Source organism: Streptomyces sp. HPF1205 (assembly GCF_020400825.1).
In the GTDB taxonomy this organism is placed as follows: Bacteria; Actinomycetota; Actinomycetes; order Streptomycetales; family Streptomycetaceae; genus Actinacidiphila.
On record NZ_JAINVH010000041.1, the window covers coordinates 1 to 18,978 of the forward strand.

16 protein-coding genes are annotated in these 18,978 nt (G+C 74.5%); 3 read left to right on the forward strand and 13 right to left on the reverse strand.

Features of this window, described 5'->3' with window-relative positions; translation table 11 throughout:
• Positions 1–290: 290 nt before the first annotated feature.
• The gene (locus tag K7G61_RS31425) at positions 291–473 is read right to left on the reverse strand and encodes a hypothetical protein (protein ID WP_225850464.1); all 183 of its coding nucleotides are present in this window, start codon (positions 471–473) and stop codon (positions 291–293) included.
• A 982-nt stretch (positions 474–1,455) separates the two neighbouring features.
• Between K7G61_RS31425 and K7G61_RS31430 the strand changes: the two genes are divergently transcribed.
• From K7G61_RS31430 to K7G61_RS31440, 3 genes are all read left to right on the forward strand, one after another.
• A complete protein-coding gene (locus tag K7G61_RS31430; RefSeq protein WP_225850465.1) occupies positions 1,456–2,268 on the forward strand; it encodes a DUF1028 domain-containing protein in 813 nt (270 codons plus the stop codon).
• Between the two features lie 330 nt (positions 2,269–2,598).
• Complete coding sequence (locus tag K7G61_RS31435) at positions 2,599–3,378, forward strand: SDR family NAD(P)-dependent oxidoreductase (protein ID WP_225850466.1); 780 nt, start codon at positions 2,599–2,601, stop codon at positions 3,376–3,378.
• Between the two features lie 76 nt (positions 3,379–3,454).
• Complete coding sequence (locus tag K7G61_RS31440) at positions 3,455–4,405, forward strand: NADP-dependent oxidoreductase (RefSeq protein WP_225850467.1); 951 nt, start codon at positions 3,455–3,457, stop codon at positions 4,403–4,405.
• Positions 4,406–4,489: 84 nt separating this feature from the next.
• On the opposite strand, the gene K7G61_RS31445 is transcribed toward K7G61_RS31440, so the two are convergent.
• The 12 genes from K7G61_RS31445 to K7G61_RS31500 form a co-directional block, all read right to left on the reverse strand.
• Positions 4,490–5,386, reverse strand: coding sequence for an urease accessory protein UreD (locus tag K7G61_RS31445; RefSeq protein WP_374204310.1), 897 nt, complete (start codon positions 5,384–5,386; stop codon positions 4,490–4,492).
• Positions 5,383–6,066, reverse strand: a complete 684-nt coding sequence (gene ureG, locus K7G61_RS31450) for an urease accessory protein UreG (protein WP_225850468.1) — start codon at positions 6,064–6,066, stop codon at positions 5,383–5,385. The genes K7G61_RS31445 and ureG overlap by 4 nt, the downstream gene beginning before the upstream one ends.
• Positions 6,067–6,118: 52 nt before the next feature.
• Positions 6,119–6,991 (reverse strand): urease accessory protein UreF, encoded by an 873-nt coding sequence (locus K7G61_RS31455; RefSeq protein ID WP_225850469.1) that lies wholly within the window; start codon positions 6,989–6,991, stop codon positions 6,119–6,121.
• A 37-nt stretch (positions 6,992–7,028) separates the two neighbouring features.
• Positions 7,029–8,750 (reverse strand): urease subunit alpha, encoded by a 1,722-nt coding sequence (locus K7G61_RS31460; protein WP_225850470.1) that lies wholly within the window; start codon positions 8,748–8,750, stop codon positions 7,029–7,031.
• Complete coding sequence (locus tag K7G61_RS31465; protein ID WP_225850471.1) at positions 8,743–9,072, reverse strand: urease subunit beta; 330 nt, start codon at positions 9,070–9,072, stop codon at positions 8,743–8,745. The genes K7G61_RS31460 and K7G61_RS31465 overlap by 8 nt, the downstream gene beginning before the upstream one ends.
• Positions 9,073–9,084: 12 nt before the next feature.
• Positions 9,085–9,387 carry an urease subunit gamma gene (locus tag K7G61_RS31470; protein WP_225850472.1) on the reverse strand — a complete coding sequence of 101 codons (303 nt, stop codon included), beginning with the start codon at positions 9,385–9,387 and terminating at the stop codon, positions 9,085–9,087.
• Positions 9,388–9,628: 241 nt separating this feature from the next.
• The gene (locus K7G61_RS31475) at positions 9,629–10,858 is read right to left on the reverse strand and encodes a S8 family serine peptidase (RefSeq protein WP_225850473.1); all 1,230 of its coding nucleotides are present in this window, start codon (positions 10,856–10,858) and stop codon (positions 9,629–9,631) included.
• Entirely contained in the window at positions 10,855–13,065 is a 2,211-nt protein-coding gene (locus K7G61_RS31480; protein WP_225850474.1) for a hypothetical protein, read from the reverse strand. The genes K7G61_RS31475 and K7G61_RS31480 overlap by 4 nt, the downstream gene beginning before the upstream one ends.
• A 149-nt stretch (positions 13,066–13,214) precedes the next feature.
• On the reverse strand, positions 13,215–14,531 hold the full coding sequence (locus K7G61_RS31485) for a cation:proton antiporter (RefSeq protein WP_225850475.1): 1,317 nt from the start codon (positions 14,529–14,531) through the stop codon (positions 13,215–13,217).
• Between the two features lie 134 nt (positions 14,532–14,665).
• On the reverse strand, positions 14,666–16,120 hold the full coding sequence (locus tag K7G61_RS31490; protein WP_225850519.1) for a cytochrome P450: 1,455 nt from the start codon (positions 16,118–16,120) through the stop codon (positions 14,666–14,668).
• On the reverse strand, positions 16,117–17,214 hold the full coding sequence (locus K7G61_RS31495) for an alpha-hydroxy acid oxidase (RefSeq protein ID WP_225850476.1): 1,098 nt from the start codon (positions 17,212–17,214) through the stop codon (positions 16,117–16,119). The genes K7G61_RS31490 and K7G61_RS31495 overlap by 4 nt, the downstream gene beginning before the upstream one ends.
• Positions 17,211–18,839, reverse strand: coding sequence for an NAD(P)-binding domain-containing protein (locus K7G61_RS31500; RefSeq protein ID WP_225850477.1), 1,629 nt, complete (start codon positions 18,837–18,839; stop codon positions 17,211–17,213). The genes K7G61_RS31495 and K7G61_RS31500 overlap by 4 nt, the downstream gene beginning before the upstream one ends.
• Positions 18,840–18,978 lie beyond the last annotated feature (139 nt).

Consider the following 18,978-nt stretch of genomic DNA (forward strand, 5'->3'; position numbering starts at 1 on the left):
CCGCCGGCGACGACCAGGGGGACGGCGAGGGAGACCAACAGTCCGGCGAGCGCCGCCGCGGCCTTCGCGGGAGTTGCCCGGAGGCGCCCGAGGGCGCGTGCTCGTCTGCGGACCGCGTCAGTGTTCATGGTTGATCGACCTCCCGGTCGAGTCGGGTGTGGGGGGACACGTGCTGTGGAGCGAGGAGGAGCGGGCGGGCCCGGGGACGGGCGTCCTCGGGCCCGGCACCGTACGGGTGCCCGCCGGACTCAGGGTTCGGCGGGCACCCGTACGGTGGCCTGTGACGTGCGTCAGGTGCGGGCGGCGCCGTTCGGCGCGAAGCTCGTCGGCGACGAGTCGTCGCAGTTCCAAGTGCCCTGGACGGCAGGCGCGGAGGGCGGTGCGACGACGAGCGCGGTCGCGGTGAACGCCGTCGGCCCCGCGACGAGTGAGGCGCCGAGCCGGCCTCGGGGCCGTCTGCGTGGGATGGGCATGGGTAACTGCCTTTCGGTGTGGGGGGAGGGTCCGCCGTCAGCCGCGGGTGGTTCTGTTCGAGGCGGACGGGGCCGGGCGCGTGTGGCCGCCGTCCCCCGCCCCCCGGAACCCGGACGAGACCTTGCCACTCGGCGGGACGCTGCTGTCGTGGACGGACCCGGAGGCAGTCCTGAGGGCGCTCGTGTTCGAGCCGGACGGATTGGCGCCCGCGGCCGGAGTGCCGGTTCCGGCGCGTGGATCCGCGGGACCGGGGACCGCGGTGCCGACGGCGCCGCTCCTCGTGCCGGGGCCGGTCGTTGCGGAACGGATGTGCCCGGCCGGCGCCGCGGCCTTCGCGACGGCGGCAGCCACGGCATCGAGCCGTAACCGGTGTTGAGCGGACATCCGCGGCCCTCCAGGATGTGTCGACGCGTCATGCTGATGGGGCAGCACGACCAACACATGGGATGTCGTTGTAGCACACGGTCGCCACGGGGGGCTAGAGGCGCGTTGTCAGCGCTCACATCATCGAGGGGTGTCCGGGAATCGTGGGATCACGACCGGCGGGGGCGCCCATAAGGGGCTCGTCCGACCGGACCGCCGCGTTCCCGGCGTGTTCCGCCACGCCCGTGGACGCCCTCATGGCGTACGTCGGCCGCCTTCCCGCCCTTCGTCCTCCGGCCGGACAGGCGCCGCGCGTCCGGCGGCCTGCTGGCGGCAGGTGATCCCCGCCTCCGCCGAGGCCGGAATTGTGAACGCTCACAGGGGGTTTCGCGGGTTTCGCGGGTTTCGTGCGTTTCGTGGGTTCGGCGGGATCGCGGGTTCGTCGGGACCCGTGGGTCCGGCGGGGCCGGGTGGCGCGCGTGCCGCCGGTCCGGTCCGGTGGCCGGCTCGGCCGAGTCCGGCTGGCCCCGCCGTACCCGCCGTACCCGGCGGATTCGCCGGCGGGGCGCGCGGGACGACTCCTGGCGCCGCCGTTGCCACGGTCCTACTGTCCTGTCCATGACGTTCTCGATCGTGGCCAGGTCCGGCCCGGCCTTCGGTGTAGCGGTGGCGAGCAAGTTCCTGGCGGTCGGCGCCCTGGTGCCGGCCGCACGGGCCGGAGCCGGGGCCGTGGCCACCCAGGCGGCGGCGAACCTGCGCTACCGCCCGCAGGCGTTGGCGCTGCTGCGTACGGGCGTGCGGCCCGCGGACGCGGTGGCGGGTCTCGTGGCCGCGGACGGGGAACGCGCGTACCGGCAGGTGGGAATCGTCGGCCCCGAGGGCGACGGAGCGACCTACACGGGCGAGGAGTGCCTGGACTGGGCGGGCGGGACGGCCGGCGACGGCTACGCGATCCAGGGCAACATCCTCACCGGCCCCGAGGTGGTCGAGGCCATGGAGTCGGCCTGGCTGGCCTCCCGCGAGCAGGCGCTCGAACGGAAGCTGCTCGCCGTGCTGGCGGCGGGCGACAGCGCGGGCGGCGACCGGCGCGGCCGGCAGAGCGCGGCCCTGTACGTGGTGTCGGCGGGGGCGGGGTACGGCGGTGGCAGCGACGTCGCGTGCGACCTGCGCGTGGACGACCATCCCGACCCCGTCGCGGAGCTCGGGCGCCTGCTGGACGTCCACGAGCTGCTGTTCGGCACGCCGGACCCGGACACCCTGCTGGAACTGTCGGGCGAACTGGCGGACGAGGTCCGCGGCCTCGTCGCCGAGCGCGGTTACGCCACGCTGGACATGTGGGCCGGCGTGGAGAACCTCGAGAACAGGCTGGTGCCGGGCAGGATCGACCCCGTGGTGCTGGCCCGCCTGCGCGAGGGAAGGACCGGCGAGTAGGCCCGGCGCCGTTGGCCGCTCGATCGGGCCGTCCGGCAGGTTCGGCCGGGTCCGCCGGTCGGTCGGGCCGGTGCTTCCGGCCCGACCGGCTTCGTCCGGCGCCCGCGTACACAGTGCCGTTCCGCGTCCGGCCCGCGACGCCGGGTGGTCTCGTCGTCGGAGGAATTGCGGGTCGCCTGCCGGTGGCGGAGCCTGGGAGGGTTCGCCGGTCCGGGACGGGTTCGGAACGTCCCGATGCCGGCCGGCACCCGGCGGCCGGCGAGGCGTGGCCCGGAAAGTCCCGCCGCTGCCGCACGCATGCCGCGCCGCCGCCTCCGAGGAGAAGCCGCCATGGACACATCGCTCCGCGACAGGACCGCCATCGTGACGGGCGCGAGCAAAGGGATCGGGCTGGCGATCGTGACGGCCCTCGCACAGGCGGGAGCCACCGTCATCGCCGGGTCCCGCACCTCCAGCCCCGAACTGGAGGCGCTGTCCGACGAAGGCGGGGTGACCTGGGTAGCCGCTGACCTCGGCCGCGCCGACGAGGCCGAGCGGCTCGTCGCGGCCGCCGGCGGCCGCCTGGACATCCTCGTCAACAACGTGGGCACGGCCCCCGCGCGCACCGGCGGCTTCCTCTCGGTCACCGACGCCGACTGGCAGCACACCCTCGGCCTCAACCTGCTCAGCGCCGTGCGCGTCACGCGCGCGGCGCTGCCACTGATGCTCGACGCGGGGACGGGGGCCATCGTGACCGTCGCGTCCGTCAACGCCACCCTCCCCGACCCGCTGGTCATCGACTACAGCGCGGGCAAGGCCGCCCTCGTCGCCTTCTCCAAGGCCCTCTCCAAGGAGGTCGGACCCCGCGGCATCCGCGTGAACACCGTGAGCCCCGGCCCCGTGGAGACCGACCTGTGGCTGGGCGGGGAGGGCGTGGCCGCCACCGTCTCGACCGCGGCCGGCATCTCACCCGACGACGTGGTGGCCCAGGCCGCCAAGAGCATTGTCACCGGCCGCTTCTCCAAGCCGCAGGAAGTCGCCGACCTGGTCCTGTTCCTTGCCGGCGACAGCGCGCGGAACATCACCGGCGCCGACATGCTCATCGACGGCGGCTTCATCCCCACCTGGTGAGCGCCCGCCCCCGCGGCCGCGAGCGGAACGTCGCGGCGCTTCCCGTCCGGATTCACCTCACCGACGGAGGAATGCCATGCGTGAGATGAACGCGGTACGCGCCCACCGCCGCGGCGGCCCGGAACAACTCGTCCACGAGAAGGCCCCGTGCCCGCGGCCCGGCCCCGGTGAGGTGCTCGTCGCCGTACGCGCCGCGTCGATCACGGCGGGCGAACTGGGCTGGGACGCCACCTGGACGGACAGCCTCGACGGCTCGGGGCGTGACCGTACGCCCATCATCCCCTCGCACGAGTTCTCGGGCGTCGTCGCCGCCCTCGGCGACGACGTCACCGACTGGCAGGCGGGTGACGAGGTGTACGGGCTGATCCCCTTCACCATGGACGGCGCGGCCGCCGAGTACGCCGCCGTTCCCGCCGACGTCGTCGCGGCGAAGCCGGAGTCCCTGACCCACGACCAGGCCGCGGCCGTGCCGCTGGCGGCGCTCACCGCCTGGCAGGCTCTGGTCGACCACGGCCACCTGCGCCGCGGTCGGCGCGTACTCGTCCACGGCGGAGCGGGAGGCGTGGGCTCCTTCGTCGTCCAGATCGCCGCGGCACTGGGCGCCGAGGTGGCGGCGACAGCGGCCGGCCGCGATCTGGACTTCGTACGGTCCCTCGGAGCCGACATCGCCGTCGACTACGCGCACGACCGGTTCGAGGACCGCGTCCACGACGTCGACCTCGTCGTCGACCTGGTCGGGGGCCCCACCCTGGACCGCTCCTGGCAGGTGGTGCGCCCGGGGGGCACGGTGGTCGGCATCGCGGCGCCGCCCGACGCCGAGGAGGCCGCACGGCACGGCGCCCGCGGCGTCTTCTTCGTGGTCCGACCCGACCGGGCCGGACTCCGGTCCATCACCGACCTCGTGGAGCACGGCCGCCTGGCACCGCCGATCGACCGCCTCCTGCCCCTGAGCCAGGCGCGCGCCGCCTACGAGGCGCTCGAACGGGAACACCGGCGCGGCAAGATCGTCCTCCAGGTGAGCGACTGAGCGGGCTTCCCCGGGTCCCCCGCCCCTGCCCCGCCCCTGCCCCGCCGCGGCCCCGCGCCGGCCGGGCGTTCCGGGCGGAAGCCGTCAGCGGGCCACCGCCCCGGGGGTGACAGGGCCGCCGGCGGCTTCCGGGCGGGTCCCGGCGGCGCACGGGTCGGTGAACCGGTCGGCGGCCCGGTCCCCGGCCCGGTCGGCGGCCTGGTCGCGGGCGGCGAGGGCCGCGGTGAGCGCCTCGTCGAGGATCCGCCGCAGTCGCAGGCCGTCCGGGGCGACGGCGGTGACCAGCACGGCGGGCCCGGCGAGCGGGGTGAGGGCGGCCCGCGCGTCGCCGCTCCAGGTGCGCGGCGCGGCCGGTGCGTGCGCGAACGCCGGATCGGCCAGCAGCAGTTGCCCCACCGCCCGGTGGCCGCCGAGCGTGCCTGCCACGCCCGGAACGCCGGGCCCGAAGGACAGTTCCTGGTCGAGCAGCGGCCGGCCGCCGTGATGGACGGTGAGCCGGGAGGTGAGCCTGCCGGGCTCCTCCGCGTGGCGGCCCAGGATCTGTTCCTCGCGCAGCAGCAGCCGTGCGGTGGGCGCGAGGTCCACCCGGGTGGTCGTCCGCAGGTCGCTGCCCTCGGCGCAGATGAGCGGTTCCGGCAGCCAGTGCAGCGTCCCTGCGTCGGCCACCGCCAGACGCACGTCGTACACGGCCCGCTCGCCGTGCGGTCCGGGCAGCGCCACGGTGGCCGCCGACGCGCCGACGACCAGCCGGGCCCCCGGGCCGACCTCGCCCTCGACGGTCAGCCGGTCCCCGCCCAGCGGCGCGCTCATCGCGCCGACCACGGTGATCCCGGCTGCGTCCGGCACGCCGTGCACGGGGGTGCGGCGCAGGGCCAGCGGACCGCTGCCCGCGAGCAGCGGCAGTACGGTGCCGCCGCCAGGGCCCGCCGCCGCCCGGAACCGGGCGGCGGCGCACACCCCGGCTGCCGGGCCGGCGCTCACGCCGTCACCGGCCGCCAAGCGGCGAGCCGCTGCCCGATCCACGCCGCCACCGGCTCGACGCCGCCCTCGCGGGCCACCGCGGTGAACACCACCGGCAGCGCGCCGCGCTGCGCCGCCGCGTCCCGCGCCATCCGCTCCAGGTCGGCCCCGACGTGGGGCGCCAGGTCGGTCTTGTTCACCACGAGCAGGTCGGACGTGGTGACGCCGGGACCGCCCTTGCGCGGGATGTCGTCGCCGCCGGCGACGTCGATGACAAAGATCTGCGCGTCCACCAGGCCACGGGAGAACGTCGCCGTGAGGTTGTCGCCGCCGGACTCCACCAGCACCAGGTCCAGCGGGCCCGCCGCCGCCTCCAGCTCCTCGACGGCTTCGAGGTTCGCCGAGATGTCGTCACGGATCGCGGTGTGCGGGCAGGCGCCGGTCTCCACCGCCACGATCCGCTCCGCGGGCAGGACGGCCGCCCGCAGCAGGAAGTCGGCGTCCTCACGGGTGTAGATGTCGTTGGTCACGACGCCGATCGCCAGCTCGTCGCGCAGCCTGCGGCACAGCGCGGCGACCGTCGCCGTCTTCCCCGATCCCACCGGCCCGCCCAGCCCCACTCTCAGGGCCCGGGAACCGGCGGAGGCGGCGGCGGAGAAGGTGTACCGCTCGGGATACGTCTCCGGGTGGTCCAGGTGCATGGTCGGCTCCGATCGTGGACGTGTCCGGCCGGCCGTCGGCCGTCCGCTGTTTTCAGGACGCGAACAGGCGCACCGGCCAGGCGGCGTGCTGCTCGGCGGCGATGTCGAGCAGGGGCGAGGAGGCTGCCGGGAGGACGCCCGGGCCCTCCGCCGCCGCGCGCCGGGCGGCGCGGGCCGCCGCGGCCGCGACCTCGTCGATCTCCGGGGCCAGGCGGGCCTGCACGGCGGCGGCCCGGAAGGGGTCCAGCCCGAGCAGGCGCACGGCCGCGGCCGCGGGGCCGCCGACCGACTCGTAGGCCGCCGCATAGGCGGCGTCCAACGGGCCGAGCCCGGCGGCAAGGGCGGCGACCCCGAGGACGACCGGCTGGTGTGCGCCCCGCGGGAAGGCCGCGGCCAGAGCGTCCAGCCCGGGGTGCGGCCACACCGCCCGCGCGGCCCTCAGCAGCTGCCGGCCGAGCCGGCGGGAGACCGTACGCAGCGCCGCCGACGGCGTACGGGCGTCGGCGGCCGCGTCCAGGGCGGCGGCCCAACTGGTGCCTGTGCCCGCATCCATGGCGGCGGCCCAACCGGTGTCTGCGGCCGCATCCATGGTGGCGGTCCGACCCGGGACTGTGCCCGCATCCATGGCGGCGGTTCGGCCCGGGTCTGCGGCCGCATCCATTGCGGCGGTTCGGCCCGGGTCTGCGGCCGTGTCCGTGCGGGCCGGCCCGTACGCGGCCGTCGCCGCCGCCGCGAGGGCCGCGGTGACCAGGCCGGTGGTGTGGAGCCGGCCGCGGCAGAAGGCGGCGAGCGTGGCCGCGTCCCGGATCCGGCCGTCGGTGACCGCCGCCTCGGCACCGCCGGAGTGCGCGTGCCCCCCGGCGGGGAAGCGACCGTCGGTCAGGAGCAGCAGCGCGGCCCGGCCGCCGCCGGCACCGCCGCTCACCGTTCCTCCTCGTGGCCGGGCATCGGCTCCCACCGGCCTAGAAGAGGAAGTACCGCTGGGTCATCGGCAGTTCGGCCGCCGGGGCGGGTTCGACCACCTCGCCGTCGATCCGCACCGTGAAGGTGTCCGGGTCCACGTCCACCCGCGGCATCGCGTCGTTCTCCCGCATGTCGTGCTTGCGCACCGCCCGGGTGGAGCGGATCGCGGCGAACCGCTTGCCGAGTCCGAGACGCTCGGGCAGACCGTCCTCGACCGCCGCCTGAGTGACGAAGTTGACGGAGTTCGCGGCGGGGGCGGCGCCGACACCGCCGAACATGGGGCGCGGCAATACGGGTTGCGGGGTCGGGATGGACGCGTTGGCGTCGCCCATCTGCGCGTACGCGATCTGCCCGCCCTTGATGACCAGTTCCGGCTTGACCCCGAAGAAGGCCGGGTCCCACAGCACGAGGTCGGCGAGCTTGCCCGCTTCGACCGAGCCGATCTCGGCGTCGAGGCCCTGGGCGATCGCGGGGTTGATGGTGTACTTGGCGACGTAGCGGCGGGCGCGGAGGTTGTCGGCACGGCCGTCCCCGGGAAGCGGGCCGCGCCTGCGCTTCATGACGTGCGCGGTCTGCCAGGTGCGCAGCGCGATCTCGCCGATCCTGCCCATGGCCTGGGAGTCGGAGCTGATGATGCTGATCGCCCCGAGGTCGTGCAGGACGTCCTCGGCGGCGATGGTCGAGGGCCGGATGCGGGACTCGGCGAAGGCGAGGTCCTCGGGCACCGCCGGGTTGAGGTGGTGGCAGACCATCAGCATGTCGAGGTGCTCCTCGACGGTGTTGACGGTGTGCGGCCGGGTGGGGTTGGTGGAGGACGGCAGGACGTGCGGCTGGGAGACGACGGTGATGATGTCCGGCGCGTGCCCGCCGCCCGCGCCCTCGGTGTGGTACGCGTGGATCCCGCGACCGGCGATCGCGGCCAGGGTGTCCTCGACGAATCCGGCCTCGTTGAGCGTGTCGGTGTGGATGGCGAGCTGGGCGCCGCTGTCCTCGCAGACCCGCAGGCACGCGTCGATGGCGGCGGGGGTGGCCCCCCAGTCCTCGTGGATCTTGAAGCCGACCGCTCCGGCCCGCAACTGGGCGTGCATCGCGGCCTGGTTGACGGTGTTGCCCTTGCCGAGCAGCCCCACGTTGACCGGGTACGCCTCCAAGGCGGCGAACATTCGCGCCAGGTGCCAGGCACCGGGGGTGATCGTGGTGGCCTTGGTGCCCTCGGCGGGGCCGGTGCCGCCGCCGATGACGGTGGTGACGCCGCTGGACAGCGCCTGGTGCATCAGCGTCGGCGAGATGAAGTGCACGTGCGCGTCCACGGTGCCCGCGGTGAGGATCCTGCCGTTGCCCGCGACGACCTCGGTGTCGGGGCCGATGACCAGGCCGGGATGGACCCCGTCCATGGTGTCGGGGTTGCCGGCCTTGCCCAGCGCGGTGATCCTGCCGTCGCGGATGCCGACGTCGGCCTTGACCACTCCCCAGTGGTCGAGGACCACCGCCCCCGTGATCACGGTGTCGGGGGCGCCCTCGGCCCGGGTGGTCCTGGCCTGCCCCATGGACTCGCGGATCACCTTGCCGCCGCCGAACACGGCCTCGTCCCCGGCCAGGCCCGGCCCGCCGGCGAGGTCGCGTTCGACCTCCACGAGCAGGTCGGTGTCGGCGAGCCGGATCCGGTCGCCGGTGGTGGGCCCGAACAGGTCGCCGTATACGGACCGGGGAAGCTCAGGCATCGGGCGCCCCGCTCGTGTCGAGGGCGCCCGCCGTCTCGCCGCGCAGTCCGGCCACCACGCGCAGGCCGCCGATCGGGACCAGTTCGACCTCGGCGGGGATGCCGGGCTCGAAGCGGACGGCGGTGCCGGCGGCGATGTTGAGCCGCTTGCCGCGGGCGGCGGCGCGGTCGAAGCGCAGCCCCGGGTTGGCCTCCGCGAAGTGGTAGTGCGAGCCGACCTGCACGGGGCGGTCGGCGGCGTTGAGCACGGTCAGGCGGGTGACAGGACGGCCGGCGTTGAAGGGCACCGGCTCGTCGGCGGGCAGGATCTCTCCCGGGATCACGGTCGCCGCCTCTCAGACGATCGGCTGGTGGACGGTGACGAGCTTGGTGCCGTCGGGGAACGTCGCCTCGACCTGCACGTCGCGCACCATCTCGGGGACGCCGTCCATGACGTCGCCGCGGGACAGGACGGTGCGGCCGGAGACCATGAGCTCGGCGACGGTCCTGCCGTCCCGGGCGCCCTCCAGGACGTGCGCGGTGATCAGCGCGACCGCCTCGGGGTGGTTGAGCCGCAGCCCGCGCTCGCGCCGCCGCCGTGCCACGTCGGCGGCGACATGGACGAGCAGCCGCTCCTGCTCGTGGGGAGTCAATCGCACGGCCACACCTCACCGTCGTCAGGGCCAGGACCCGGCACAGACCGAGCAGGTTAGTTCGGCGGCGTTACGGACGCGTTAACCCCTGTTACGGACAGTGTTCCCGTCGTGCCGTCGTGCCGTCGTGCCGGGAGTGCCGGGCCCCGGCCCCCGCGAGTCGACGAGCGCGGCCGCGAGACCGATCGGAGACGCGGGGGACCAGGACACCCGGTCGTCGCGCGGGACGTCCCCGCGCGGGCCCGCGTCAAAAGGCGCCGAGGCCGTCCGGGGTGCCGTTGCCCGTGGGGCCGTCGTAGCCGGGGCCCGCGGCGCACTGGTAGTCGCCGCCGCAGTCCGTGCCGGCGGCGTTCGTGCCGGTGGTCACGTCGGTCAGGCCCGCGGTGACGCCGTAGAGCGGGGAGGCGTCGGCGAAACGGGCCGGGTGTCCGGCCAGCGCGATCACGGCGGCGAGCATCGGTGACGACGCGCTGGTCCCGCCCACCACGGCCCAGCCGCCGCCGTCACCGCCGGCCGCGTCGGTGTTGTAGACCGCCAGTCCGGTCTCGGGGTCGGCGTCCATGGAGACGTCGGCCGTCATCCGGCCCGGGCAGTTGGCGTCGTGCTGCCAGCCCGGCTTGTCCACCCAGGCCGAGCAGCCGCTGCCCGCTCCATTCCACGCGCTCTCCGACCAGCCGCGGGCCGAGCCGGGGTCCTTGGTGAGCGTCGTGCCGCCGACCGCGATCACGCTCCGGTAGGCGGCCGGGACACTGGGAATGCCGTAACCCGCGTCCCCGGAGGACGCGACGACGGCGACGCCGGGGTGCGTGTAGTCGGCGGCGAACGCCGCGTTCTCCTTGCTCTCGTCGGCCGCGTAGCTGTTGGAGATCTCGGTGGCGCCCAGCTTCGCCGCAGTGTCGACACTCGCCGCGAAGTCGGCGCCCGATGCCTTGTCGGCCTCCACCAGCAGCAAGTGGCACTGCGGGCACAGCGCGGAGGCGGCGTCCAGGTCCAGGGCGGTCTCCGTCGCCCACCCCTCGTCCGGCGGGAGCGCGCCGCCGTCCCCGCGCTCGTCCGCCGTGCGGAAGCAGCCGTCGGCCGAGGTGCAGGCGGGCAGGCCGAACGTCGTGCGGTAGACGGCCAGATCGGCCTCCGCGTCCGGGTCGTCGCCCGCCTCGACCACGGCGATGGTCTGGCCCGCCCCGCCGGTCGCGGGCAGGCCGTAGGCGGCGCGCAGGTCGGCCGGCCCGTACCCGGGCGGCAGCGCTGCCCGCGCCGCCGTCCCGGCGAGGGGCCCGCGTACCCCCAGGCCGGCGCGCAGGTCGGTGCGGATCCGCGCCAGGCAGCGGGCGAAGCCCGGCTCGGCCGGCCCGCACACGTCACGGACGTTGGACGGGCGGTGCGGTGCGGCGGCGGTGGCCCCGGTGGGAACCGCCGCCAGGGCGGCGGTCGCGGTCGCGGCGGCCACGGCGTTCGCGATCCGGCGTGCGGACGTCATCGGCTGCTCCCTGCGGCGATGGTGTAGGCGTCGGTGACCGTCTGGGTGAGGGATCCGCCGGCCGCGTCCGTCGCGCCGATCTTCAGCGAGGGGGCGGTGGTCCCGCTGTTCTTCCAGGTGGCGTGGTACGTGCCGCCGGTCCCGGCGAGCGTGGCCGGCTGCCAGGTGGCGCCGCCGTCGAAGGAGACCGACACCGCGGCCGAGGTGATGGCGGCCCGCGAGCCCTGGCCGTCGTACGACAGGTGTCCCACGGTGAGGTCCATGGTCTGGTCGCTCAGCGCGCTGGTGCCGGACTGGTCGGTGTCCAGGCGGTAGTTCACGGTGAGGGCGGGCATGATCCGGCAGGACGTCTCCGGGCACGGCACGTCCGCCGGCAGGGCGAGTGCCGGGTCGGCCGGCCCGGGGTCGCGGAACGCGAGGTCGGTGTGCGTCCGGGTGGACTGGCTCGCGCCCGTGCCGGTGAGATCGGTGTCGAAGACCGCGCGGTAGGTGGTGGCGCTGTCGGTTGCGGGCACCTGCGCGCCGAGGACGTCGGGCTGGTCGGCGACCTTCGTGCCGTTCTGGTAGAGCGCGAAATTGGTGTGGCCCGCCTCGCTGCCGATGTGGTCGGGCTCGCTGTCGCCGGTCGGGAACCAGAGGCTGAAGCTGCCGCCGCCGGCGCACGCGGTGCAGGTGCGCAACTGCTGGTCGTGGTGGGCGCCCAGGCCCGGGGCCAGCGGGCCGTGGGCCCAGTCGATCCGCCGGGTGGAGCCGGCGGCGAAGACCTGGATGTCGGATTCGAACGTGGTGGCCCGCGGCGTCAGGTCGCTGTAGACCCACTGGCCGCCGTCGGCCGTGCCCACGTATTCGGTACGGGTGCCCGGCATGGGCGAGTGGCCGGAGTCGACGGCGGGCTCCAGGACGGCCTCGCCGACCGCCTCCACCGCCCTGGTGTAGTCGTTCACGGGCAGGGCGAAGAAGGCGCCGGTGGAGGTGCCGGCCGGGTCCGCGGAGAAGTGGTGCTCGACGGTGGCCAGTTGGCCCTGCAGCACGTCGAAGGACTGGTTCGCGGGGACGTCGTCGGAGCCGAACGCCACGTCGTAGCGGTACGCCCCGCCGGCCGGCGCGGCGCCGCCCCACTGGACGACGTAGCGCGAACCGTCCGCCGCCGCCTGCTGCGCGTTGACGTACACGTCCTCGCTCGCCGGGTCGCCGACCTGGACGCTGTCGAAGGACACCTGGCCGGTCGGGCCCTTGCGGAACCAGGTGAGTTTCAGGAGGTCCGCCGTGGCGGGCCGCGGTGTGGTGACGGTGACGCGCCGGTCGGCGGCGCTCTCGTCGGCGGCCACGGTGGTGGTGTCGGCGCCGGCGTCCACCGTCGTGGTGAGCGCCACTTCGCGGAAGGCGGTCTCGTCGCCCTTCGCGTCCCGGTCGACGAAAGCCGTGTAGACCGCGTAATGCCCCTCGGGCACCTGGACGTCGCCCTCGCCGCCGTCCACCGGGACCGCCGCACCGAAACGGCCGACGTCGTCGGTGTTCAGCACGATGCTCCCCATGGGGGTTTCGGCGGGCGCTCCGGCGAGGCCCGTGGCCTTGATGCGGAGCGTGTGCAGCGGGAAGTCCGGGCGGACCGGGGCCTTCGGCGCGGCGGCGCCGGCCGGCCGCAGGGAGCGCAGGGTCCTCGGCAGGTCCCGCCCGCGCACCGCCCTGGCGAACTCGGCGTACGACGCAGGGGTGAGGAATCCGGTGGCGGTGGAGCCGCTGACGGACGTGAGCCGCACGCCGGGCGGCGCGGGGGCGGGCGTCCCCGCGGCGGAGGACCAGGTGAGGCGGACGCGGCCGTCGGCGGTGCCCTGCCGGGCCAGGGCGGTGAGGTCGAACAGCGACAGATCGAGCTGCCGGCCGACCTCGGGCATGACGTCGGCCGGGACGGCGTACCTGTCGCCGTCCCCGACGCCGAAGGACAGCAGCGCGCCGTGCGCCCCGCCGGGCAGCACCCGGTAGGCGAGGACCCGCCCGCCCGCCATGTCCACCCGCACCCGCCGGCCGTCGACCAGGGTGACGGTTCTCGACACCGGCGCGGCCACCGGCCGGACCGTGGACGGGGCCGCCTGCCGCGCGTGCGGTACGGCCGCGGTGGCGGGCCGGCCGGCCAATGGCGCCGCGGTGACCAGCGCGGCCGAGACCGCGAGCACCGAGGCCGTGCGGCCGCCTCTCGATATGGTCATGTCTTCCTCCGTGGGGATATCCGTGGGGGGATACCTGGCGCCCGCACCCACGCCGGACGCCAACTCGTCGCGATCCCGCGGAGATTACTGTGACACATGTTACGTCTGAGGCAACCAGGCGTAACCGGCCGCGAGTTGTGCCGCAGAGGTCACCCTTGCGCCTCGGACGGCCTCGCGGCACTCGCGGCCGGCACGTCCTCGACCACGGGCGGCACCTCGGGAAGCGGGTCGCCGTCGTCCGCGACGCCGCCGTCGAGCCGGTCCCACAGGCGCAGCAGAGGCGTGGCCATCACGGTGGTGACCACCGCCACCATCACCAGCACGGTGAACATCGACGGGGACACGATCCCCTCGGACAGGCCGACGTTGATCGCGACGAGCTGCATGAGCCCGCGGGCGTTCATCAGCGTCCCGATCCGCAGCGCCACCGCGTTCGACTGGCCGCCCAGCCGGGCGGCCGCCCAGCACCCCCCGAACTTCCCGACCACGGCGGCGAGGGTGCATCCCGCCGCGAACAGCAGCAGGGCCGGGTCGCCGAGCAGACCGGTGTCGGTGTTCAGGCCCGAGTAGGTGAAGAACAAGGGCAGCAGCAGCACCCGGCTCAAGGGCGCGGTCGCCTCCACCGCCTGGTCGATGCGCGGCGACCGGGGGAAGGCCGCGCCCAGGCTGAACGCGCCGAACACCGCGTACAGACCGACCCGGTCGGTGTACCAGGCGGCCAGGCACAGCACCAGGAGCAGGGCCAGCATGAGCTGCTCGGGGGCGAGGCGGTCGGCGGCCCGCAGCGCCGGCCCGCGCCAGCGCACCAGCGCGGTCAGTGCCACGACAAGCCCGGCGGCGCCCGCGACGGCCAGGAGCACCGTCCCGGCGCTGCCGCGCGCGACACTCACCACGCCGGCCAGCATGATCCAGGCGGCCACGTCGTCGAGCGCGCCGGCCCCCAGCGAGACCGTGCCGAAGGTGGTGCCGGTCAGCCGGTTCTCGGTGATGATCCGGGCGAGCATGGGGAACGCGGTGATGGCCAGGGTGACACCGACGAACATCACGGTCACGTGGCGGGACACCCCGGGGGGCGAGGTGTCCACCGAGCCGTGCGCGGCCCAGGTCAGGGCCGCGCCCAGGGCGAGCGGGGCGGCGATGCCCACGGCGGAGATCGACGCGGCCGAACGGGCCATCGCACCTATCCGGTCGAGCCGGAACTCGTACCCGGACTGGAACATGAACAGCGTCAGGCCGAGCTGCCCCGCGACGTACAGCACCGGGCGCAGGGCGGTGGGGAAGAGGTGGTCCTCGACGGACGGCAGCAGCAGCCCGAGCACCGACGGGCCGAGCAGCACGCCGGCGATCATCTCGGCGACGACAGGGGGCTGGCCGAGCGGCCGCAGGAGCGCGGTGACGGCCCGGCAGACGAGCAGGATGACGGTGGCGGCCAGTAGGAAGGCTGTACCCAGTTCGGTCGTGGACATGGGAGGCAGGCCCTTCAACGGGGTGGCCCGCGGCGAAGCGGTGTACGGCCCGCGGCGGGCCCGGTGGGGGGATGGCGGTGCGCGGTACGTGCGGTGCGGGGTGATGAGCCGTCAACGGCGGGGGTGAGGGGCCGTCAGCGGCCGCGGTAGGGGCAGCCGCCCGGCGCCGGGCCCCGGCCCCGCGGGTCGGGCCGCGCTTCGGGTGCGAGCGCGTCCAGCGGGCGGCCCTGGGTGTCGTGTGCGGCGAACCAGGTCCGGGCCGGCCGCAGCCGCCGCGCGTGGAGCACCATCACGGTGCCCAGCACGAGCTGGAGCAGGCTGCGGCCGACGTCCTCCCAGCGGTCGCGTATCCGCATGCCCGCGAGGACCGCGGTCGTACGGCGGCGCGGCAGGGGCCGGTCCCTTGCGACCAGCAGGCACGGAGCGCGGTGCGGGATGGGGCGGGTGTGGGAGACGGACGAGTGGAGGGTGAAGCGGCGCAGCACCTCGCGGGTGACGGCCCGCATCACCAGGGGGGCCAGCCGCCAGGCCGGGCACGGCCGGTTGGCGGCGACACCGAACGGGATGTGGTGGGCGTCCTTGGCGGACAGCAGCTCCCAGCGGTCCGGGTCGAAGACCTCCGGGTGGTCGTAGCCGGTGGCGTGATAGGCGGGGTAGTCGAAGCACAGCACGGTGCCCGCCGGGTAGCCGACGCCGTCGCCGAGGTCGATGTCGGCGCTGGTGATCCGGTGCGCGATGCCGAACAGCGGGTACATGCGCAGCGTCTCGTTCATGACGTTGCCCAGGTAGCGGTCGTCGTCGGGGCGCGCGGCCACGCGCCGCTGCACGTCCTGGTGCTGGGCGAGCGCCAGCAGCAGGTGGGCCATGGCCTCGGACATCTGCACCACGGCCGTGTTGAAGAAGGTGCCCTGGAGGTAGTGGGCGCGCTCCAGCGGGGTGGCCAGTTCGGCGGGAAGGGCGTGCGGGACCTCGCCCGCGGCCAGTTTCCCCAGCAGGAACGCGGTGAGCCGCTCACGGCGGCGCATGTGCCGCAGCCGCGTGTTCTTCAGGGAGTCGACCACGTCCTCGGCGTTGGCGACGATCAGCGCGCGGGCGTGCGGCGGGCAGGGCCCGCGGAACACCAGCTCGTAGAAGAACTCCGCCCACACCGGCATCATCAGGTCGCGCAGCCGCAGCAGCGCGGCGCCGCCGGTCACCCGCTCGTCGAGCACGCGCGCGGCGCAGCGGGCGGCCGCCGCCGACAGGTCCGCGCTGCGTCCGGCCAGGACGGCCGCGGTGGTCCGGGCCACCGCCTCGTAGCGGGGGCCGGGCTCCAGGTGCTCCTGGTGCACCTCCGGTCCGGGGGAGAGCCAGTACCAGAACAGGTCCGACAGTCCGGCGCCCTTGCTGCGGCCGTCGGCGGCCGGGTGCGCGTACAACTCGGCGAACCGTTCCGGCCCGACCGGCCCGCCCGGCACGGTGACGCCCTCGGGGCCGTTGACCTTCTCGAACACCTTTCCGCGCAGCGTGATGAGCGCCTTGGGCAGCCAGTACGGGCTGGACAGCGCGCCCGCGGCGGCGACGGCCCCTGCCAGGCCGCGTGGACTCACCGGCACGGCACCCCCTTCGGGCCCCGGACGACCACCTGGTCGCGGCCGACGTCGGAGCAGTCGCGGGCGCCGCACAGCGTCAGGACGTGCGCGGTCTGGCCGGTGAGCTCGGCCAGCACCCTCGCCACCCCGGCCTCGCCCTCGGCGGCCAGCCCCCACAGCACCGGCCGGCCGACGCCCACCGCGCGCGCGCCGAGCGCGAGGGCGGTCACCACGTCGGCACCGGAGCGCACCCCGCCGTCGAGCAGCACCGGGATCCGGCCGCCCACCGCCTCGGCGACCGCCGGCAGCGCCTCCACGGCGGCCGGTGCCGCGTCGAGCTGCCGGCCGCCGTGATTGGACACGATCACACCGGCCACCCCCTCGTCGGCGGCCCGGCGGGCGTCCGCGGGATGCAGGACGCCCTTGAGCCAGACCGGCAGGCCGGTGGCCGCCCGCAGCCGGCGCAGATCGGCCCAGGACAGGGCCGGGCTCATCGCGATCGGGAGGCGCTCGCCGGGGGCGGCGCCGGCCAGGCCGCGCATGTTCTCGGTGGCGTAGCCGGGCGGCAGGTCGTGGAAGCCGTTGCGGTCGTCGCGGGGGCGCCGGCCGAACGCGGGGGAGTCGGCGGTGACCACCAGGGCGGAGCAGCCGGCCCGCTCCGCCCTGGCCGCCAGCTCCCGCGTGACGCCGTGGCTCGGCTGCAGGTACATCTGGAACCACACCGCGGCGTCCGCGTCCACCTCACGGGCGGCCGCCGTGACGTCGGCCACGGCGGTGGTGGCCGCCATCGAGGTGATCAGTACGGTGCCGGCCGCCGCCGCGGCGCGGGCGGTGGCGCGCTCCCCGTCCGGGTGGGCGAGCCGGTGGAAGGCGGTGGGGGCGACGAGCACGGGCGGCGTCGAGGGGGCGCCGGGCAGCCGCACCGACAGGTCCGGCGGCCCGGCGCCGCGCAGCACCCGGGGGAGCAGCGCGAGCCGGGCGAAGGCGCGGACGTTCTCGGCCAGCGCCGTCTCCTCGCCGGCGCCGCCCTCGAAGTAGTCCCAGTGCACCGGGTCGAGCCGTGTCCTGGCCTTCTCACGCAGGTCGCCGAGGAGACCGGCGGACGCGGTCACGACGGGCTCGCGACGGCTGGCCGGCCGAGTCCCTGCCCGGACAGGAAGCGGACGAGCGGGGCACGGTGGACCTCCTCGCTGTCCCACTCGTTCTCCAGGTTCTCCGTGATGTGGTGCTCCGCGGCGCACTTGCCGTCCTGCCACAGCCGGATCACCGGGTGCAGGTAGCGGCTGTCCAGCCCGCCGGTGTCCGTCTGCGCGCGGCGGTCGACGGAGATGTCGAACGGATTGACCTTGTCGTGGTCCGCGCCGTACTCCAGCGTCACCGTCAGATACCGGTCCACCGGCCCGAAGACCCCGTCCGCGACCGACCGGTGGAGGTGGTCGAGGGGGAGTTCCTCCAGGTACGCGGCGCCGGCGCCGGCCGGCCCGTCGGCCGCCGCGGGGGCGGGCAGGAGCACCGCGTCGCTCATGAAGCCGAACATCTGCCACAGCGCGGAGGTGCGGTTGACCCGCTCCAGCACCGCGTCGGCCACGGCCTCGGCGGTGACCGGCAGTTCCCGGCGCGGCCAGGCCACCTCCTCGTAGCGCTGCTCCATGATGCGGTGCAGCGCCCGCACCGCGTAGCGGAATCCGTGGATGAACCCGCTGGTGGACTTCTTGAAGTCGCGGGCCTGGGTGATCGTGCCGGCGAAGAACAGGTCGGGCACGTTGACCGACTCCCAGGAGTCCGTCTGGGCCGGGAACCTGTCCTTGATCGTGAGCTCCGGGCGGCATTCCTCGTCGAACAGCGAGGCGTCGAAGCGGAAGCCGGTGGCCAGAATCACTCGGTCGTAGGGTATTTCCTTCACCACCTCGGCGACCCGTGCGAATTTCACCGCGACGAGGTACCTGCCGTCCGGGTCCGGCCTTCTGATCGACAGCACCTCGCCGTCCAGCAGGGCGTTCTGGGATTTGAGCTGGTAGGTATCCAGGAAGTTGTTGTTGACCGCCCGCAGGTGCCCGACGAAATGCGTCTGCCAGGCCAGCCGGAGCGACCCGGGGCCGACCATGTGAATGACCGCGGCGGTCTCGATGAGATTGTCCGCGGTCTCGAAGGCGGAATTGCCGCGGCCGATGACCAGGACCCGCAGGTCGGTGAAGTCCGCGGGATCGACCGACACCTCGGTGTACGACTCGGCCAGTTCCACCCCCTCGATCGGCGGGATGTACGGGCGGGTCACGCCGCTCGCCATGATCACGCGCCGTGCCCGCAGCACGGATCCGTCCTCGGCCTCGGCGACGAATTCCCCGCCCTCGGCAGGACGGCTGATGCGTGTGATGCGGGTGCGGTAGTGGATGCGCAACCGGTGAGTGGCGGCGAAGTCCGCGAGGTAGCCGACGAAGTCGTCGGCAGGGGGGAAGTAGCGGGGGGTGACCGCGGTGAACAGCGGCCGGTTCTCCTCGGAAAGCAGCGAGTTCCAGTCGGTGCGCAGATTCAGTTCCGGGTCGTCCCAGCCGGTGTGCACCTTGTTGTTCGATATCATGGTGCGGTGCCGCGGATATCTCGTGAAGAAGGTGCCTGGGGCTTCTCCTGCCTCTACCACCAGATAGTTTCGGCCAGCCCGTTCCAGGAAGTATCCGGCCTGGAGTCCCGCGGGTCCAGCGCCTACTACTAAGTAATCCAAGAGTGCGTCGCCTGCCATGTTCCCTCCCAGTTTCCGATAGGGGTGCGCGACACCATAGTTTCGAGTTCAAGGAGTCCTCCAGATGTCGCCGATGTGATCCATATCACACCGCTGTGGTGATTGGATATCGCGCTGTGCGGATAACTCCGCCCTGACG